Source organism: Microbacterium sp. NPDC055502 (assembly GCF_053643635.1).
This window is the reverse complement of record NZ_JBSHKJ010000001.1, coordinates 1,736,875-1,752,033: the sequence shown is the minus strand read 5'-3', so window position 1 is coordinate 1,752,033 and position 15,159 is coordinate 1,736,875. Positions and strand designations below refer to the sequence as shown.

15 protein-coding genes are annotated in these 15,159 nt (G+C 71.1%); 7 read left to right on the top strand and 8 right to left on the bottom strand.

Annotated features, from left to right (window positions below; genetic code table 11):
- Nucleotides 1-9: 9 nt before the first annotated feature.
- From thrC to ACWH95_RS08540, 4 genes are all read right to left on the bottom strand, one after another.
- Nucleotides 10-1,413 carry a threonine synthase gene (thrC, locus tag ACWH95_RS08555; protein ID WP_454120531.1) on the bottom strand — a complete coding sequence of 468 codons (1,404 nt, stop codon included), beginning with the start codon at nt 1,411-1,413 and terminating at the stop codon, nt 10-12.
- A gap of 90 nt (nt 1,414-1,503) precedes the next feature.
- Nucleotides 1,504-2,283, bottom strand: a complete 780-nt coding sequence (erm, locus tag ACWH95_RS08550; RefSeq protein WP_136031727.1) for a 23S ribosomal RNA methyltransferase Erm — start codon at nt 2,281-2,283, stop codon at nt 1,504-1,506.
- A 221-nt stretch (nt 2,284-2,504) separates the two neighbouring features.
- Complete coding sequence (locus ACWH95_RS08545; protein WP_136031725.1) at nt 2,505-3,107, bottom strand: response regulator transcription factor; 603 nt, start codon at nt 3,105-3,107, stop codon at nt 2,505-2,507.
- On the bottom strand, nt 3,104-4,321 hold the full coding sequence (locus ACWH95_RS08540; protein WP_454120530.1) for a sensor histidine kinase: 1,218 nt from the start codon (nt 4,319-4,321) through the stop codon (nt 3,104-3,106). The genes ACWH95_RS08545 and ACWH95_RS08540 overlap by 4 nt, the downstream gene beginning before the upstream one ends.
- A gap of 158 nt (nt 4,322-4,479) precedes the next feature.
- Between ACWH95_RS08540 and ACWH95_RS08535 the strand changes: the two genes are divergently transcribed.
- From ACWH95_RS08535 to ACWH95_RS08520, 4 genes are all read left to right on the top strand, one after another.
- A complete protein-coding gene (locus tag ACWH95_RS08535; protein WP_136031721.1) occupies nt 4,480-5,031 on the top strand; it encodes a small multidrug efflux protein in 552 nt (183 codons plus the stop codon).
- A gap of 84 nt (nt 5,032-5,115) precedes the next feature.
- Nucleotides 5,116-5,451, top strand: a complete 336-nt coding sequence (locus tag ACWH95_RS08530; protein WP_136031719.1) for an ArsR/SmtB family transcription factor — start codon at nt 5,116-5,118, stop codon at nt 5,449-5,451.
- Complete coding sequence (locus ACWH95_RS08525; protein WP_454120529.1) at nt 5,451-6,134, top strand: cation transporter; 684 nt, start codon at nt 5,451-5,453, stop codon at nt 6,132-6,134. Before ACWH95_RS08530 ends, ACWH95_RS08525 begins: the two co-directional genes overlap by 1 nt.
- A gap of 58 nt (nt 6,135-6,192) precedes the next feature.
- Nucleotides 6,193-7,098, top strand: coding sequence for an arginase family protein (locus ACWH95_RS08520; protein WP_454120528.1), 906 nt, complete (start codon nt 6,193-6,195; stop codon nt 7,096-7,098).
- A 24-nt stretch (nt 7,099-7,122) separates the two neighbouring features.
- On the opposite strand, the gene ACWH95_RS08515 is transcribed toward ACWH95_RS08520, so the two are convergent.
- Nucleotides 7,123-8,409, bottom strand: coding sequence for a hemolysin family protein (locus tag ACWH95_RS08515; protein ID WP_454120527.1), 1,287 nt, complete (start codon nt 8,407-8,409; stop codon nt 7,123-7,125).
- Between the two features lie 94 nt (nt 8,410-8,503).
- Nucleotides 8,504-9,517 carry a TerC family protein gene (locus tag ACWH95_RS08510; RefSeq protein ID WP_136036781.1) on the bottom strand — a complete coding sequence of 338 codons (1,014 nt, stop codon included), beginning with the start codon at nt 9,515-9,517 and terminating at the stop codon, nt 8,504-8,506.
- A gap of 357 nt (nt 9,518-9,874) precedes the next feature.
- Here ACWH95_RS08510 and aspS point away from each other — a divergent pair, with 357 nt between their 5' ends.
- On the top strand, nt 9,875-11,176 hold the full coding sequence (gene aspS / locus ACWH95_RS08505; protein ID WP_454120526.1) for an aspartate--tRNA(Asn) ligase: 1,302 nt from the start codon (nt 9,875-9,877) through the stop codon (nt 11,174-11,176).
- A gap of 64 nt (nt 11,177-11,240) precedes the next feature.
- Here aspS and ACWH95_RS08500 read toward each other — a convergent pair whose 3' ends face one another.
- Both ACWH95_RS08500 and ACWH95_RS08495 read right to left on the bottom strand, forming a co-directional pair.
- Nucleotides 11,241-11,891: a GntR family transcriptional regulator gene (locus tag ACWH95_RS08500; RefSeq protein ID WP_136031707.1), complete on the bottom strand. Its 651-nt coding sequence runs from the start codon at nt 11,889-11,891 to the stop codon at nt 11,241-11,243.
- A gap of 154 nt (nt 11,892-12,045) precedes the next feature.
- Nucleotides 12,046-12,447 (bottom strand): arsenate reductase ArsC, encoded by a 402-nt coding sequence (locus ACWH95_RS08495; protein WP_206251770.1) that lies wholly within the window; start codon nt 12,445-12,447, stop codon nt 12,046-12,048.
- A gap of 325 nt (nt 12,448-12,772) precedes the next feature.
- Between ACWH95_RS08495 and ACWH95_RS08490 the strand changes: the two genes are divergently transcribed.
- Together ACWH95_RS08490 and ACWH95_RS08485 are read left to right on the top strand one after the other, a co-directional pair.
- The gene (locus tag ACWH95_RS08490) at nt 12,773-13,201 is read left to right on the top strand and encodes a MarR family winged helix-turn-helix transcriptional regulator (RefSeq protein WP_136031703.1); all 429 of its coding nucleotides are present in this window, start codon (nt 12,773-12,775) and stop codon (nt 13,199-13,201) included.
- Nucleotides 13,202-13,391: 190 nt separating this feature from the next.
- Nucleotides 13,392-15,002, top strand: a complete 1,611-nt coding sequence (locus ACWH95_RS08485) for a flotillin family protein (RefSeq protein ID WP_206251771.1) — start codon at nt 13,392-13,394, stop codon at nt 15,000-15,002.
- Nucleotides 15,003-15,159 lie beyond the last annotated feature (157 nt).

The following is a 15,159-nucleotide window of genomic DNA, read 5'->3' as shown; positions in this document are numbered from 1 at the left end:
GCCTCGGTGTCAGTGCAGGGCGTTCTCCGCGATGAACGCGCGCAGGGCCTGCTCGTCGTCGGCCATCTCCGTCACGTGCTGGGGGGCGTCGAGCATCGCGCGCAGCTCGGGCGAGTAGCCGAGCTCGACGCCGATCGCCTCGTGGATGGTCTCCGCGAACTTCTCCGGCTTGGCGGTCTCCAGCACGAGCATCGGAACGCCCGGCTCCACATACTCGCGCGCGACCTTGACGCCGTCGGCGGTGTGCGGGTCGATCACTTCGCCCGAGGCCTCGTACACGGAGCGGATGGTGGCCAGCCGGTCCTCATGGGTCGAGGTGCCGCTGACGATGCCGAACTCCTCCGCGAAGCGCTCCTGCTCCGCCGAGAAGTCGACGTAGCCCTGCGCCTCCAGGTCGTCCCACGCGCCGACCACCCGCGCCGGGTCGCGGTCGACCAGCTCGAAGATGAAGCGCTCCAGGTTCGACGCCTTCGAGATGTCCATCGAGGGACTCGAGGTGGCGAGGGTCTGCGCGGCGCTGCGCGGCCGGTAGACGCCCGTGCGGAAGAACTCGTCGAGCACGTTGTTCTCGTTCGCGGCCAGCACGAGGCGGCGGATCGGCAGGCCCATCTGCTTCGCGAAGAAGCCCGACAGGATGTTGCCGAAGTTGCCCGAGGGCACGGTGAACGACACCTCGGCCCAGCCGCCCGCGTCGGTGGCCCGCAGCCACGCCCAGAAGTAGTAGACGGTCTGCGCGGTGATGCGCGCGAGGTTGATGGAGTTGACGGCGCCGAGGTGCTGGGTGCGCTTGAAGTCGAGGTCGCCGGCGAGCTTCTTGACCAGGTTCTGGCAGTCGTCGAACACGCCCTCCACCGCGATGTTGTGCACGTTGGCGTCGTCGAGCGAGAACATCTGCGCCCGCTGGAACGCGCTCATGCGGCCCTGCGGCGACAGCATGAACACCGACACCCGCTCCTTGCCGCGGAGGGCGTGCTCGGCCGCCGACCCCGTGTCGCCCGAGGTTGCGCCGAGGATGTTCAGCACCGATCCCTGACGCTCGAGGGTGTACTCGAGCACCTGCCCGAGGAACTGCATCGCCATGTCCTTGAACGCCAGCGTCGGCCCCTCGGAGAGACCGACCAGCGTGAGGTCGTCGTCGATGCGGCGCAGCGGCACCACCCCGTCGGGGAAGTCGGCGTAGGCGGCGGCCGACATGCGCGCCAGATCCTCGCGGGGGATGTCGGTCGCGAACAGCCCCAGCACCTCGGTCGCGAGCTGCGGGTACGTGAGTGCGCGCCAGCGCTCCAGGGTCTCACCGTCGACCTCGGGCATGACCTCGGGAACCGCCAGGCCTCCGTCGGGCGCGAGCCCTTCGAGCAGGGTCTCGCTGAAGGACTGCGGCTGCATGCCGCCACGGGTGGAGATGAACGGCACGGTGGCTCCTCGGCTCGGGACTCGGCGCCTCCATTCTCGCAGGCCGCGAAGACGCCGCCGGACGCGTGACGGAGGGGGCGCCACCACCCCTCATGGCCTCCGCCCCGCCTCGCGCCACAGCCCCGCCCACTGCTCCGGGCCCAGGTCACGGGGGAGGCGGCGGTCCTGCGCTCGCACCGAGGCGACGGCCCGGCGCGCCTGGGGCATCGACAGGCCGCCTGCGGAGGCCACGATCGCGGGGAGCGAGCTCCCGCGCCCGGTGAACATGCGCCGAACGAAGGCCTCGTACGCGCGGCGATCCGTCGCGGGCACGAGCGGCGACCCGCGCCGGGCGATCGTCAGCAGCCCCCCGTCGACGCTCGGCTGCGGCCGGAAGCCCCACGCCGGAACACGGCCCTCCAGGGCGAACACGAACCACGGCGCGGACTGTGCGGTCATCAGGGTCCCGCCGCCGACTCCGGCGCGTTTCCGAGCGACCTCCCACTGGGTCAGCAGTACCGCGTGTCGCCATCGCCCCGTCGCCAGCAGACGACGGAGGATCGGCGTGGTCAGGTGGAAGGGGACGTTGCCCACCACCACCTCGGCGTCGAACGGGTGACGTGTCGCATCCGCGGCCTCGACGCGTACCTGCGGGAGGTCGGATCGAAGCCGACGTACGCGGTGCTCGTCCACGTCGATCGCGGTGAGGGGACGACCGAGGCGGGCGAGGGGACGCGTCAGGGCACCGTCACCGGCGCCGAGCTCGAGGATGGGGCCGGACGTGCGCTCGACCAGCGAGAGGATGTGGTCGAGCGTCGGGGCGTGATGGAGGAAGTTCTGGCCGAGTTCGTGGCGGCCGCCGTGGATCGAACGAGGACGGTTGCGAGGCATGGGTGCGCTCCGGGAAGAGGATCGGAGCACCTCGGCGAGGGACGCGTGAGCGGAGTCGGCGAAAAGAGCCCGTCCCGAGGTGCGATGACATCTCTGTGGACGGCGCGCGGAGGCGTGCGGAGAGCGAGCGCGCCGTCAGGCGCGGCGGTCGCGGAACACGAGAGTGCGCCCCATCACGGGCGCGGCGCATATTGTTCCCATGCGAGCCAGCATATCGGGAGTCAGATCCAGCCGCGCTCCTCCGCGAGCAGCACCGCCTGCTGACGTGTGGCCACCGACAGCTTGCCGAGGATCACCGAGATGTGGTTCCGCACCGTTCCGGGTGCGAGCGACAGCGCCCTGGCGATCTGCCCCGTCGTCTCACCCCGCCGTCCGGCCCGCAGCACGTCCAGCTCGCGGTCGGTCAGCGGCGAGCGCTCGTCGCTCAGCGCATCCGCCGCGATCTCCGGGTCGACGTAGCGCGCTCCCGCGGCGACCCGCCGGATCACCGCCGCGACCTCGTCCGCCCCGCGCGACTTCGGCAGGAACCCCGACACCCCGGAGGCCAGTGCACGCCGCAGCACGCCCGGTCGCGCGTGACGGGTGACCACCACGCACCGGGTCGCGATCTCCCGGCCGAGCCGCTCCGCGACCTGCACGCCGTCGAGCCCCGGCATCTCCAGGTCGAGCAGGCACACGTCCGGTCGCAGCCGCAGCGCCTCCGCCACGGCCTGTTCCCCGTCGGCGCACTCCGCGACGACCTCGATGTCGTCCTCCAGCCGCAGCAGCGCGGCGAGTGCCGACCGGATCATCCCCTCGTCGTCCGCCAGCAGCACCCGGATCATCGCGCGCCCTCCCCCGCGGACGGCACGGTCACCACGACCACGAACTCGTCCGCGTCGCGACGCACGTCGAGCGTGCCGCCCGCGTCCGCGATCCGCCGCCGCACACCCTCCAGCCCCGAGCCGCCGTGCCCGTCCTCCACGCCGTCCGCGCCCCCGTCCCCGTCCGTGACCCCGTTGGCGATCTCGTACCGCCACCCGTCGCGCGTGCGCTCGAGCACCAGCCGCGCGCGCTCTCCACCGCCGTGGCGCAGCACGTTCGTGGTCGTCTCCCGGATCACCGGGCCGAGGTCGGCCGCGGGCGCCGCATTCGCGTCGGTCGCGATGCGCGCCTCGACGTCCAGCCCTGCCGCGCCCAGCAGGTCGCGCGCGTTCGCCAGCTCATCGCCCAGCGGGACCGACCGGAACCGCGTCGCGAGGTCCCTGGTCCCCTGGCGCGCCTCGTCCACGCTCACCCGCGCCGCGCGCAGCTGCTCCATTCCGGCGGGCGCGTCCACGGGCAGCAGCCGCTCCGCGAGCTCCAGCTGCAGCGCGATCACCTGCAGGTGATGCCCCTGCAGGTCATGGACGTCGGTGGCGACCCGCAGCCGCTCCTGGGTTGCGGCGAGCCGGGCCTCCGAGGCTCGAGCCCGGTCGAGCGTCACCAGCACGTCCCACCACCACAGCGAGCTGACGGTCATCCCCGGCAGCATCGCCGCGTACACGATCGGCAGCCACCACGGGATGCCCACCCCGAAGCCGTCGGCGGCGGTGTCGATCACGGCGAGCCCCACCAGCACGACCGTCGCCGCGACGACCACCCGCGCGCGGACACCGCGCGGCCACCGCAGCAGCACGAAGAACTGCACGATCGGCATGCCCGCCAGCTCCCAGCTGCCCACGAGGAGCCCGGCCGTGCCCCCGTAGGCCACCGCCACCGCGAACGGCAGCACCAGGCGCCGCCACTCCACCCCCGGACCGGCCTCCAGCCGGTGGCGGTAGTCCAGCAGCAGCAGCAGCGTCGACGCGCACCACACCACGCCGCCCAGCCCCACCACGAGCAGCACGCCGCCGCGCAGGTCGACCGCGGCCGCGATGCCCGTCCATGCCCCGACGAGCATGAGCTCGATGAACAGCACCGCGGTCACCGTGTACCACCAGGTGGCGGTGATGCCACGGGCGAGCTGCCGGGAGCCGGGCGCTGGTTCGACGGTGGAGGCCGGGGGGATGCGGGTCACGCTCCCCACGATAGGGCCGTGACAGATGTCACGGGATCGGCGGGTGAAGCGCCCGGAGAGAGGTGACGCCGCGGCACTGTCACAGCCGTCCCGCCTCCGGTGGACTGGGGGTCATGGCGACGGAGAGCCCGTCCGCCGAAACTCCCGGAGGCCCTCCCATGAACCTCGTCGAGACGTTCCAGAACCTCGTCGCCCAGGTCCCCGACCTGGTGCAGCCCCTCATCGTCGCTCTCGCCGGCGCGGTGCCGTTCATCGAGGGCGAGGGTGCCGCGGGCATCGGGATCATCGGCGGCATCCCCCCGGTGGTGGCGGCCGTCGCGGCGATGGTGGGCAACTTCGTGTGCGTGGCCGTCCTGGTGCTCGCGAGCTCGGGGGCGCGGCGCGCCATCGTCGACCGGTCGAGGGCGCGGCAGGCCGCACTCGCGGGCGGCGGGAGCAGCCTGGAGGATGACGTAGCACCCGCGCCCGCGGCCGAGCAGGGGCGCGGCTCCGCACGGCGCGAGAAGTTCCAGCGGGCGTTCGAGCGCTACGGCGTCCCCGGCGTGAGCCTGCTGGGACCGCTGCTGCTGCCCACGCACTTCACCGCGACCATGCTCGCGGCGTCGGGCGTCGGCAAGGGACGGATCCTCGTGTGGCAGGCGGTCGCGATCATCGGCTGGACCACCGTGGTGGCCGTGATCGTCGGCGGCGCGGTGTACGCGATCCGCTGAGATCGCGGCGGGAGGGGCGGTCGCATCCGTTGCCCCTCCCGCTTCACTCTTTTCTGAATTCACGACTTTCTGTACTGTTCAGGGGTGACCACTGCGCTCGCCTCGACTCCGCACACCGCCGCCGTCGCCCGCCTCGGGCACGCGCTGTCCGACACGACGCGCGCCGGGATCCTGCTCGCCCTCCGGTCGTCGCCGCGGTACCCGGCCGAGCTCGCGGAGGCGCTCGGCGTCTCGCGGCAGGCGATGTCGAACCATCTCGCGTGCCTGCGCGGCTGCGGACTCGTCGAGAGCACGGCCGACGGGCGACGCAGCCTCTACCGCCTGTCGGACCGCCACCTCGCTCCCGCGCTCGACATGCTGATGCGGGTCACCCTGATCGTCGACCCGGACTGCTGCGACGGCGAGGGGTGCACCTGCTGATGGCGGCCGCGGTCGCCGAGCCCCGCCGGCAGACGCTGCATCGCCGCATCCGCGTGATCGTGGGCGTCACGATCGGCTACAACGTGATCGAGGCCATCATCGCCGTCGCCGCGGGCTCCGTGGCCTCCTCCGCCGCACTGATCGGGTTCGGGCTCGACTCCACGATCGAGGTGCTCTCGGCGGCGGCGGTCGCCTGGCAGTTCACGCGGCCCGATCCCGAGCGCTGGGAGAAGCCGACGCTGCGGGTGATCGGGGTCGCGTTCTTCGCGCTCGCGCTGTACGTGACGGCGAGTTCCGTCCTGGCCCTGATCGCGCAGGAGCGGCCGGAGCACAGCACGGTCGGGATCGTGCTGACCGCGGTGAGCGTGGTCGTGATGCCGTTCCTCTCCCTCGCCGAGCGCCGGGCGGGGCGCGAGCTGGGGTCGGCCACCGCGGTCGCGGACTCGATGCAGACGCTGATCTGCACGTATCTGTCCGCCGCCGTGCTCGTCGGACTCGTGGCGAACTCGCTGCTGGGGTGGTGGTGGGCCGACGCGGTCGCGGGGCTCGTCATCGCGGGCTTCGCCGTCCGCGAGGGGATCGAGGCCTGGCGCGGTGACGCGTGCGCGACCTCGGTCGGCATGCTCCTCGAGGAGCACGACCACGAGCACGATCACGACCACGAGCACGACCACGAGCGCTGAATCCACTCCCCTCGCGCGGGCGGAGCGAATGTCGGTCGCCCCCGCCAGAGTGGACCGCATGATCACTCTTCTGTCCGCTCCCAGCAACCTCGGCCTCCGTCCGCCCGAGCCCGGGAGCGTGCCCGGCTCGGCGAAAGCGCCGGAGGCGTTGCGCGAGGCGGGGCTCTACGAGCGGTTCGCCGCCCGGGGCGCGACCGACTCCGGCGTCGTCCTCCCCGGCCGGTACGTGGCCGACGACGACGTGCGTCCGGCCGGTCGGGTCCGCAACGAGGCCGCGTTCGTCGACCACTCGCTGCGCCTGGCCGCGCGCATCGGCGACGCGATCGACGCGGGGCGGGCACCCCTGGTGATCGGCGGCGACTGCGGCATCCTCGTCGGCGCCGGGATCGCTCTGAAGAGACGCGGCGGAGCGGGACTCGTGCACATCGACGGCCACACCGATTTCCGCCACCCCGGCAACAGCGAGGAGTGCGCGGCCGTCGCCGGCGAGGCCCTGGCGGCGGCGATCGGCCTGCACTGGCCGGCCATCGCCGACATCGACGGCCTGTCCCCCTACTTCCCGGCGGGGCGCACCGCCCACGTCGGACACCGCGACGACGACGAGGAGCAGGAGGAGGTTCGCGGCCTCCTGGCACGCGTGACCCCCGCGGCCGAGGTCTCCGCGCGCGGAGCCCAGGCCGTCGCGTCCGAGTCTGCCGCAGCCGCGGGCGAGGCGTACTGGCTCCAGCTCGACGTCGACGTGCTCGACCCCACGGTGATGCCCGCGGTGGACAGCCCCGATCCCGGAGGGCTCACCGCCGACGAGCTGACGGCGCTGCTGCGGGGCCTCGCTCCGCGGGCGATCGGTGCGAGCATCACCGTGTTCGATCCCGACCTCGACCCCGACGGCCGCTATGCGCGGCTGCTGGTCGAGGTTCTGAGCGAGGGCCTGAGCGAGCTCGGCAGCGCGGTGCGTCCGGCCTGACCATGCCGGCCGGACGCCCCGCGTTCAGTGCTCCGCGGCGGGCTCCGGCTCGGCGTGCAGCGTCACCCGCACCCGGGCGATCCGGCGCCGATCCACCTCTGCCACCTGGATGGTCGCGCCGGGCACCTCGACCGTGTCGCCGACCACCGCGAGGCGTCCGAGCTGTTCCGTGACGAATCCGGCGATGGTGTCCGACGATCCGCGCGGCATGGCCAGCCCGGTGGCCTCCTCGAAGTCCTGCAGGTTGAGGCGTCCGTCGAGCCCGTCGTCGGCCGAGATGAACACCTCGGCGTCGTACTCGTCGAAGATCTCGCCGACGACCTCCTCCACCAGGTCCTCGAGCGTCACGAGCCCGTCCGTGCCGCCGTACTCGTCGACGACGACCGCGATGTGGTGGCCCTCCGCGCGCATGCGGGTCAGCGTCGGCAGCACCCGGGCGGTCGAGGGGATGTAGGGGATCCGGCGCACGAGGGCCGCCAGCGGTCGCTCCGGGTCGTCGGCCGCGGCCTCGAACAGGTCGCGCACGTGCACGAACCCGGTGATGTCGTCGATCGAGGTGTCCGACACCGGGTAGCGCGAGAACGGCAGCTCCCGCACCTGCTGCATGGCAGCGCCCACGGTGGCGGCCTGGTCGAGCGCCACCACCTCGGGTCGCGGTCGCATGACCTCGCTCACCTGGCGGCCGCGCAGCGACAGCACGTCGTCGAGGATGCGGCGCTCGTCGTCGGGCAGCCCCTGGTGCGTCGCGACGATGTCGCGCACCTCCTCGTCGGTGAGCTCATCGCTGGTCTTGTGCGGGTCGCCGCCGAGCAGCCGCACGAGGGCGTTCGTCGACACGGACAGCAGCCAGATCACCGGTCGCATGACGGTCGCGAAGCCGTTCAGGGCCGGGGCGACGGCATACGCGAACTGGGCGTTGCGCTGGATCGCGAGACGCTTCGGCACGAGCTCGCCGAGCACGAGCGACAGGTACGCGATCACGAGGGTGAGCACGAGGGTGGCGACCGTGAGCGCCACGGCGGGGGCGAGTCCCCAGCTCTCGAACAGGGGCGCGAGCGACGGAGCGATCGAGGTGGCGCCGTAGGCGGCAGACGCGAAGCCCGCCACGGTCACGCCGATCTGCACCGCCGAGAGGAAGGTGTTGGGGTTGCGGGCCAGCCCGGCGACCTTGGCGCCGCGCTTCCCGCGCTGGCCGATCGCGTTGATCTGGCTCTCTCGCAGCGTGACCAGCGCCATCTCGGTCGCCGCGAAGACGCCGCCGATCAGCACGAACACGAGGACGAGGGCGATGTTCAGGAGCAGGTCGCCCATCAGCGGGCTTCCTCTCCGGGTGCGGGGTGAGCGCCCGGGATGAACCGGGCGCTCGTACTGTCAGAGTCCGAAGAGTCAGAACAGCGCTGCGCGCTCAAGAGTGCTCCTTGTCGATGGGGGTGGTGCCGGTCGTGGGGGGAAGGGACGAGGTCTTGCGGGTCTTGAGGAGACTCGCGACGGTGGCGACGGCGATGGTCGCGGCGATGAAGAGCAGCGAGAACCAGATCGGGATCTCGGGCGCCCACAGCATCGGCTCGCCGTTGTTGATGAAGGGGACCTCGTTGACGTGCAGCGCGTGCAGCACCAGCTTCACGCCGATGAACGCGAGGATCACGGCGAGGCCCTGGGCCAGGTAGACCAGGCGCTCCAGCAGTCCGCCGATGAGGAAGTACAGCTGGCGCAGCCCCATGAGGGCGAACGCGTTGGCGGTGAACACGATGTACGCCTGATCGGTGAGACCGTAGATCGCGGGGATCGAGTCGACGGCGAACACGAGGTCGATGAACCCGATCGCGATGATGGTCAGCAGCATCGGGGTGACGAAGCGCTTCCCGTTCTTGACGACGGTCAGCCGGTCGTTGTTGTACTCCTCGCTGACGGGGAGGTGACGGCGCACGAAGGTCATGAAGCGGCCGTTCGCAGGGTTGCTCTCGTGGTTGCTGAACGCCTGGCGGTAGGCGAGGAAGAGCAGGAGCGCGCCGAACACGTAGAAGATCCAGGAGAAGTTCTCGATCAGCGTCGCGCCGACCGCGATGAAGATGCCGCGCAGGATCAGGGCGATCACGATGCCGATCATCAGCACCTTCTGCTGGTAGATCTTCGGCACGGCGAACCCGGTCATGACGATCAGGAACACGAAGAGGTTGTCGATCGACAGGGCCTTCTCGGTGAGGTACCCGGCGAAGTACTCGCCGCCGTACGTCCACCCGGAGACCATGCCGATGCCCACGCCGAAGAGCAGCGCCAGGCTGATGTAGAAGATGGACCAGCGGGCGGATTCACCGATGGTCGGCTCGTGCGGCGTGCGCACGTGGGCGAAGAACTCGTACACGAAGAACGCGATCGTGACCGCGATCGTGATGACCCAGATGAGAGGGGTGACGTCCAAGGGATTCTCCAGATTCGGCGTGGCAGAACAGCGCCAAAGTCTTCTCCATCCCGAATCGGGACCGGTGGGCCGGGATGCGATGCATCCGTAATGACGACCAGACCGTGTCGGAGTACTCCCCTTGGAGGTCCCAGAGTACGAGACGCCCATATCGGAATGCTGTGGATCTGCCGAGAACCCGGTCCCCTAGACTGGCGGTGGCGACTGCGGGGCGTGACGACCCCCGGCCTCGACGGCAAGCGGTCCCCGCGCGTCCGGCGTACCGACGAGAGGCCGGTGTCTCACCGGCGAAGGTGTGGTGGCACCGCGATCTAGCCCCCGCCCGCACCTCCAGGGCTTCCACAACCTGGAGGAAGAATGAGATCACCCGACCCCGGTCGCACGCTCGCGACCGAACTGTCCCGCACCGCGCCGGGCCGGAGCGTCACGCTCCTCGGCCACGTGCACCGCCGCCGCGAGCTTGCCTCTGTCGCCTTCCTGATCCTGCGCGACCGCTCCGGGCTGGCGCAGGTCGTGCTGCGACCGAGCGAGCTGCCCGACGGCGGCCTGCCGCCCGAGGAGACCGTCGTCCGCGTTACGGGCACCGTATCCGCGAACCCGCAGGCGCCCGGTGGCGTCGAGGTCGCCTCGCCTCGGATCGAGCTGCTGTCCGAGCCCGCAGCGACCCCCGTGGTGGACCTGTGGCGGCCGACCCTCGACGCGACGCTGCCCACGCTGCTCGACCACGCGCCGGTGCTGTGGCGCCACCCCGCCCGCCGGGCGACGTGGGAACTGGCGGCCGCGAGCCTGCGGGCCTTCCGCCGCACGCTCGACGCCGCCGGCTTCACCGAGGTCCACACGCCGAAGATCGTGGGGACCGCGACGGAGTCGGGCGCGAACGTGTTCCCCGTGGACTACTTCGGCCGTCCGGCGTACCTGGCGCAGAGCCCGCAGTTCTACAAGCAGCAGCTCGTCGGGGTGTTCGAGCGCGTGTACGAGGTGGGGCCGGTGTTCCGCGCAGAGCCCCATGACACCGTGCGGCACCTGGCCGAGTACGTGTCGCTCGATGTGGAGTTCGGCTTCGTCCGCGACCACCGCGACGTGCTGTCACTCCTGGGGGAGGTGCTGCGAGGAATGCTCGACGGGATCCGCACGGAGGCGGCCGCGGCCGTGGCGCAGCTCCGGGTGCCGCTGCCGACGATCCCCGAGGAGATCCCGGTCGTCCACTTCCGCGACGCGCTGCGCCTGGTGGGGGCGCCCGACGACGAGCCCGACCTGGCACCGGCGCACGAGCGCGCGCTCGGCGAGTGGGCCATGGCCGAGTTCGGCAGCGACGTGCTCGCGGTCGAGGGGTACCCGATGGCCAAGCGTCCGTTCTACACGCACCCGCAACCCGACGACGAGCGCTGGAGCAACAGCTTCGACCTGCTCTTCCGGGGGCTGGAGCTGGTGACGGGCGGGCAGCGGCGGCACCGTCACTCCGAACTGGTCGCCGCGATCGAGGCCGGGGGCGAATCGCCCGACGCTTACCGCGGCTACCTCGAGGCGTTCGCGCACGGGATCCCGCCGCACGGCGGGTTCGCGATCGGCCTGGAGCGCTGGATTGCGCGACTCGTCGACGCGCCCAACGTCCGCGAGGTCACGCTGTTCCCGCGCGACCTGCACCGCCTGACGCCGTAGCGCGAGAGCGCCGGACACGACGAGGGCGGCCGCACCGCGGCCGCCCTCGTTCGGTGTCCTCGTCCTACTCGGCCGTCGTGCCGGCGAGACCCTCGGCCTCCGCGCGGTCGATGATGGAGGGCAGCACCTCGTCGAACAGCGTGACGAGCACGGCGCGGATCTTGACGGCGTCGCGCTCCTCGAGGGCGTCACGGATCGAGGCGACCACGTCGCCCACCGCCGCCCAGTCGAACACGTCTTTGGAGTGCTGGCTGAAGCGGCGGATCTGAGGACCGAGCCGCTCGATCACCGTCGCGCGCGCCGCGTTGCCCTCGATGCGAGCGAACCCGGTCGCTGCACCGCGCAGCGCGGCGCCGAACCCGATGACGTCTCGGGAATTGACCGCCGTCGCCATGTCGTCCGCGAGCTCGACCAGATACGACACGTCGTCGTCCTGGATCACCGGCAGCACGTGACGCACCGAGCCGATCCAGATGTCGCCGAACAGGTCGACCGCATTGCGGACCCGGTTGAGATCGATGGGGGCGACCCGCGTGTAGCGGTTGCGCTGCATCTCGACGAGCCCGTTGTCGGCCAGGCGGTCGAGCGCATGACGGATCGGTGTCTTGGAGGTGCCGAGGCGTTCCGCGAGTTCGTAGTCGCGCAGTCGCTCCCCCGGGGGCAGCTCTCCGCTGATGATGGCGTCCTGCAGCCGCACGAACGCCTCGTCGCTCATCGACCGACGCTCGAGCGGACCACCTGAGAGTGTCACGCGTTCCTCCAGTTGGGGAGTATTGGAGAGTGAAGTTCTACGTTTCAGCAATATATCCCACTTCGGGGGAAAGGGCGAGGAACGCCCGCGTCCACGGACGGTGAGCCCGGAGCTCGGCTCAGATCAGCTCTCCCACGAGCGTCTCGATCCGCGTGCGGATGTCATCGCGGATCGGCCGCACCGCCTCGATCCCCTGCCCTGCCGGATCCTCGAGCGTCCAGTCCTCGTAGCGCTTTCCGGGGAAGATGGGGCACGCGTCGCCGCATCCCATCGTGATCACGACGTCCGACGCCTTGACGGCGTCCACGGTGAGCACCTTCGGCTGCTCGGCGGTGATGTCGATCCCGACCTCGGCCATGGCCTCCACCGCGACGGGATTGATGCGGTCCGCGGGCAGCGACCCCGCGGACCTCACCTCGATGCGGTCACCGGCGAGCTCGCGGAGGAACCCCGCGGCCATCTGCGAGCGCCCGGCGTTGTGCACGCAGACGAAGAGGACGGAGGGGGTGGTGGCGGTCATGGCGCTCCTGGGTGGATGGGTCAACGGGTGGTTGAGACCGCGAGGTGGGCGTGACTCCATATTGATGACTATCGATATAAAGGGCAAGCCGCGAGCGCCCCGCGGCGGGTTCCGGCCGACTCGGTCGGATCGGCCTCGCGCGTCGCGCCAAGATTCCGTGATCAAACCGTTGCATTCGTTACCTCGTCGTTATACAGTGATCGCACGGTGAATGTTTGCTGTGGCATCCACCGCATGTGATTGCAGGACACTCTTGGTGCAAGGGACAAGGGCCGGTCGGGAGCCTCTCCGACCGGCCCTTTACTGTGGCCGCTACGCTGTGAGGATGACCGATCGCAAGCTCGCCCTGGAGGCCTGGGAGAGCCTGTTCCGCGCGCAGCACGAGCTGTTCACGGACATGATGGCCGACTTCGATCACAACGAGCTCGCGCAGGCCGAATACGACGTGCTCCTCACCGTCACCCGCTCCCCCGACATGACGGCGCGACTGCGCGACATCACCGCGAACATGCTGATCAGCCAGCCCAGCGTCTCCCGCCTCGTCGATCGCATGGTCGCCCGCGGGCTCGTCGCCAAGTGCCCCGACCCGGATGACGGCCGCGGTGCACTGATCCGCGCGACCGACGCCGGTGCCCGGGCCTTCCGTTCCCTCGCCACGGTGCACGGCCGCTCCATCGCGTCACGCATGTCCCGGCTCGACGACGACGAGCTGCGCCAGCTGCGCGACCTCGCGGAGAAGCTCCGCAACCGCTGACCGCGACCGCGTGAACGGGGAATGAGCCCTTCTCCCCACCCCGCCTCTGCCGCATCTTCTCCCCGATGTGTCGGCGATCACCCCCGCGCAGAGCGGGCCCTCCGGGGTTTCTGGCAGGGTGGAACCGAGTCCCGGCACACCGCGCGGGCCCGTCAGACCGCCCCCTCGGGGGGACCAAGGGAGGTCATCCATGGAGATCGCCGGAATCGTCGGCATCCTCATCATCATCGGTATCGCCGTCGTCGCAGCGGTCATCCTGCTGCTGATCCTGCTGCTCTTCGCCCGCAGCTGGATCAAGGTGGCCAGGGCCGATGAGGCGCTCGTCATCTCGGGCCGCAAGCAGAAGGTGCAGCGCGCGGTGATCGCCGCCGACGGCACGAGCCGCTCGGAGCTGTCGGAGTCGCCGGTCACGGTGATCGTCAACGGCAAGTCCCTCGTCAACCCGATCACGCAGCGCCACGAGATCATCTCCCTGCGCTCCCGTCAGGTCTCGCTCAACGCGGAGGCGCAGTCGCTCGACAACGTCACCCTCAACGTCGACGGCGTCGCGATCGTGAAGATCGGCTCCGACCCGCTGCTCGTGCGGCGTGCCGCGGAGCGCTTCGCGTCGCAGGACAAGGCGATCGAGCAGTTCACCACCGAGCAGCTCGAGGGTGCGTTGCGCGGCATCGTCGCGACCCTCTCGGTCGTCGAGCTCATGCGGGAGCGGAAGAAGTTCTCCGACCAGATCGCGGCCGACGTCTCGCAGGAGCTCGCGGAGCAGGGCCTCATCCTCGACTCCTTCCAGATCAAGGGCATCACCGACAAGGTCGGCTACATCCAGTCGCTCGGGGCGCCGGAGATCCAGGCGAAGCGACAGGCCGCCGAGATCTCGCAGACCAACGCCGACCGCGCGATCAACCAGAAGAACATCGCCAACCAGGAGGCGAACCTCGTCGAGCAGACGGCGCTCGACACCAACACCGCCAACGCGAACGCCGGCATCGGACGAGCGCGTGCCGAGGCGGAGCAGGCCGAACAGCTCGCCCGCGCGCAGGCCGAGCAGGCCGTGCTGCAGCAGCAGGCGGAGAACAAGCAGGCTCAGCTCGACGCCGACGTGAAGCGCGTGGCCGACGCCCAGCGCTACGAGGCCGAGACGCGCGCGCAGGCCGAGCTCTACACGCGTGAGCGCGCCGCCGAGGCCGCCGCGATCGAGCAGGTCAAGCAGGCCGAGGCCCGCACGCGCATCGCCGAGCAGCAGGCGCAGGCCGACAAGGCCCGGGCCGACGGTGAGGCCGCGGCCGCCATCGCGAAGGCCACGGGTGACGCCGATGCGCTGCGGGCACAGGCCGAAGCCGAGGCCGAGGCCCGCCGCCTGCGCGCGAACGCCGAGGCCGAGGCCATCCGTGCCGAGGGTGAGGCGCGCGCGGCCGCCGTCGAGGCCGAGGCCAAGGCCATCGCCTCCAACCAGGACGCCTTCCTCTCGCAGCGGGTGCTGGAGGTGCTGCCGTCGATCATGGCCGAGTTCGCCAAGGGCTACGCCGCGATCGGCAACGTCTCGATCGTGGGCGGCTCCGGCGACGACGGGGCCTCCCAGGTCGTCGGCGCCGACAGCGCGAAGGCTCTGCGCTCGGTGTTCGACAGCGTGCACTCCGCGACCGGGCTCGACCTCGCCGGGATCATCCAGGGCCAGGCCGTCGGTCGCGGCATCGGTGCCGGCGTCGCGGAGGCGGGTGCCCCCGCCGCGCCCGCGTCGGCGCCGCGTACGCCCGCCCCGACCACACCGCCGCCCCCCGCGCCCCCGGCAGCCGCCGCGGAGTAAGCGCGATTGCCACCGCGGAGTAAGCGCGACAGGACAGCGGATGCCGCGGCCCACCGGGTCGCGGCATCCGCTTTCTGCGTCCGGCGACGTACACGACTCCTCGATTCCCGAGCCTCGGGTGGGCTGAGGGCCCGATCGGAGGCCGGCGGCGCAGGAG